The following is a 4004-nucleotide window of genomic DNA, read 5'->3' on the forward strand; positions in this document are numbered from 1 at the left end:
CACCTTTAGAAAGTACTATTACCTACTTTTTCGCAGTTGCTCTACCAAAGACTGCTGGGTCCCTGGCGACTCGTATTAATAATCACTACAACGCTAATTGTTACACTATTAGTTGGGAAGAAGGAGGAACTTCTAAACCATAAAGATGTTAAATCTATTAATTAACCAATCAAGGACAATCTGTATTAGGTTGCATTTCCCATTGCTCGGCAATGCCATGAGCGAGGGTTACTTCCATCAATGTAAAATCACAGTTTTCTTGGGTAAGGATCTTTACGTTGCGATTTTCTACTGCCATTTCCCATGCACCGTTTAATCGTAGTTGGTGTCTTATCGGTGATGGATCGACGCCATTAGAGCGCATAGTAAATCCTAAATCTGGATCTGCCATCGCTATAGATAAAGGGCTTGAATCCACATTTGTATCTTTCTCCATCATGATTAATACCGGCTTTGACACTGAGTTTACATACCCTTGTTCTAAAGTTAAGCTGGCATCAAAAATAGCAAACCCCCAAACGCTATCTTTTTCGACAATATGGGCAACATCATCCTTTTGATGGACAATATAGGTTTTTTGTTGAGAGAATTGTTCTGTAAATGTCGTCATTTTTTCTTGATTTGTTGCGGGAAACAAGAGGTATTCATATTCGCCTTGAATAGGATTAACCCCATGATTAATATATCCTAAGTGATAGGGCTCAATGGGGTTGTTCGTTAGATTTTCGGTGGCATTACTATTATGCTGTGGTACTTGTTGATCGGTGTGTTGCAACATTATTCCCGCACCAGAATGAACGAAATAAAAGCCTGTTCCACTGTTATCGATGAGCCACTGATCTGCCATATTTCCCACATCATAAGTAGAATCATCAATAACGGCGTCTACGACACCATTAACATTTATATTGTTAATTCCATTATCTTGTCTTTGATAAAGGGTAGTAACAACCGGGTGCTCATTACTATTTTCAGCGGTAATATTGGAGCCAAGATTAATAATTAAATCTTCAAAGTAAAAGCTGGACTTCTTAAAGCTGAAACTTTTATCACGAGGAACGGTGTTCACTTTGTTACCATCATAATAAACAGCTCCCCAACCCGAAGTGACATCTTGTTCTTTGAAGTTCATTGCAAATAGTCCGATATCCCCTTTTACATGCTTCAAAGGTAGTAAAGGAGTCTCTGATCTGTTAAAGCTTAAAGCCCCGGCAAAACCATATTTTTGATATTCATCTATGCGATTAAACTCAGCCAATAACTCAATCCAAGGGAGCACGATAGTGGTCGCTCCTGGATTGTAATTCCAGTTCCATGTTTGATGATTATATCCATTATCTAGTTTACCACCGTGATAAATAACCTCCTGTGAACCATAGCTCTGATAGCGACCAAATCGGTTGGCATTGGAATAAATTTCAGCCCCCCATAATGATCGAGATTGCCCTTTATTGACCACTAGCCAGTCTTTATGCCGCAATAAGCCATAATTTGCATAATTGAATTGATAAACCCCTTCCATGGGATAAACCGCTTCATTGGCATCATCAAGTGGTGTCGCATTAGGATAAACAAAATTGAGTAACGTTGCTGTATAAGAATAATCAACGGGTCGAATAGAGTCTAACTCGAGTTGATTTAACTTGAAAATGTAACCACTTGTAATGTCTTGTAGTCTATTCTGCGGGCCTCTACCACTAAGAGATAAAGGTAAAAGACGATTATCATTGCCGGTTAAGGCTAATAAGCTGGTGGCTTTGAGCAGATTATTTAATGGTTTAGCCGGTATTTTGTAATGTGTATCAATTAAATAGATATTTCCCTCTATTAGGCTTTTATAGCTGTAGAGGTAACTCGGATGATGAGACCAGTGATGAAATGTAGCGCCATCGGGTTTAATTCCATCAAAGGTCGTTGGGCTATGGGTTAATACGCGATTTGAAAATCTCTGCACCGCTGCTAATTGTTGATGGATTTTATTTTCATCAGTAAATAAAAAAGCATGTGGAATAAGAAATTCAAACCTTAAATACACATCATCCGTTGAAATAAATGATTTCGTCGCCAGTCCATATTCTTTATCACTCATCCAGAGATACTTAAATACGTGTGATTCTCTAGATAATACTGCGCTGAATAATGATTTGACGTGTTCAGATAAGTAATCGCTCAATAGCAATATTTCATCACTAGCATCATCAATCCCATAGAAAGGTATAATAAAGTCACCTCGACACACTTGCTCGCTTAAATATCGAATTAGATTATTAGCTTTGTTTATATAATCGATGTCGTCTGGATGGTTTTTTAAATATGCTGCTAACGTTCTAGCTATGTTACGTAATTCTCCATATGAAGAGAAGTTTTTAGTTGATGTTAGTTGATTATTGCTATCTAAAGAAAAATTAAACGCATTATAGTAATTATCGACATTACTCATATCTGTGGGATTATAATTTTCACCCACTTTTGTATTATATATGGCTGTTTTAACTTTTAATAAATCCTCAGAATTAAAATCAAGTTCTATCTGCTCGTCAGGAGTATGAATTGCAAAACATTGAGAAACCGGAGGGATATTATGATCGCCAACAACAATATTATGTAATCTAATACTAATATCTGGCGTTGAAGATTGTATTTCGAGTAAGACTTCTTGGCCGCCTTCTGTCAAAAAATGTTGTAATAAGAGCGATTGAGGTTCATTAGGCTTTAATACTAAAGTTTGGGAGCTGACATATTGACCACTATTCGTTAATTTCAACCCTATATCTAGACTAATATCGTCATTGTTAATCACGCTGTTAATGTGCTCCGCACTAAGTGACAAATCAAACTCAATCGTTTTGTATTTTTGAACATGAAATCGATAACTGACACCTGTTGGTTGAGTGCTATCTGCAGGGATAGTGATCAATAAATCAGTAAGCTGGTTAGTACTGTCATTTTGATATGAAATTATTGGCGCCCCCATCAGTTCGCGTTTAGCTACTGTCACCAAATTAGGACTAATAAACTCTTGATGCCAAAAAGAAAAAAGATTTACGAGTACCGTTGATACACTCACAAGGCCTGCATTATTTGAGGTTGTAAGACTAAAGATCAGAGTATCTGAGTCTTTTTCACCTAATGGAGGAAGATTAACATCAAGATTAGCTGTCTCGTTATTGGTAAGTTCAGCTTCGATTCCTGACAACTGCTGCCAAGAATAGCTTAAGCTATCATCATCTTGGTTGTTTATATCAGAATGAATAATAATATTAGTTCGCTCAATGGCACGTATATCGGCCATTGGCCTGTTAAAGGGGCTATTTTGTTCTAGAATCATCTCAGTTAATGAATTGTCCATAAATACAAGCTGATCAAGATAGAGTTGATTAGATAAATCAAGGCTCATTAGCTGATTGCTTGCTAAGTTCAAACTAACAAGTTCGCTAAATGGACTTAAATTCACTTCTGAGAGAGTGTTATTAGATAAATCTAACTCTTTTAACCCTGTTAATACTTCTAGCCCCGTTATACTATTAATATCTAAATTACTGCAATTAAGGCTCGTTATTTCATTTGCAAGACGCCAGCCATTCTCGAAAGCTGTATCCTGCACACACTGTGCTAAATTAGCATCAACAAATGCGAGTGGTTTCCCACCGTCAAATTCAAGCACATTGAAAACAAATGTTGATGTGCTAACAAGGTTATTTTTATGGTCATTTGCGGAATGAAATTCGAGCGAAAACAGATTAATAAGCTTTAATATATTTCTTTCAGCCAACAGCGTATTTGTCTGTATCACGTCATTTAAATAATCGACTTCTTCCTGTTCAATATTATCTAGACCAACGTCTTGGTATGTGGATAGCTCAGGAGCAGGAGCACCGACCTCTTGTTTGTAATACGCCAGCAATTGTCCTATCGCTGCTTTGCGTTTTTTTATGTGTTCAACCTTTGGAGATGCATTCTGAAATGGCTGTTCAAACACCATATCTATCTCATCCGATGACGTA

1 protein-coding gene is annotated in these 4004 nt (G+C 37.1%); it reads right to left on the bottom strand.

The window, feature by feature from the left end; translation table 11 throughout:
* Positions 1 to 169: 169 nt before the first annotated feature.
* Positions 170 to 3982: a polysaccharide lyase family 8 super-sandwich domain-containing protein gene (locus F8B77_RS17120; RefSeq protein ID WP_151656857.1), complete on the bottom strand. Its 3813-nt coding sequence runs from the start codon at positions 3980 to 3982 to the stop codon at positions 170 to 172.
* Between the last annotated feature and the right edge of the window lie 22 nt (positions 3983 to 4004).

The organism is Aliivibrio finisterrensis (genome assembly GCF_008933155.1).
Classification (GTDB): Bacteria; Pseudomonadota; Gammaproteobacteria; order Enterobacterales; family Vibrionaceae; genus Aliivibrio; species Aliivibrio finisterrensis.

Excerpts from the sequence above, each read along its gene's own strand:
- F8B77_RS17120 (WP_151656857.1), bottom strand. The coding sequence starts at position 3,982 with ATGGTGTTTGAACAGCCATTTCAGAATGCATCTCCAAAGGTTGAACAC.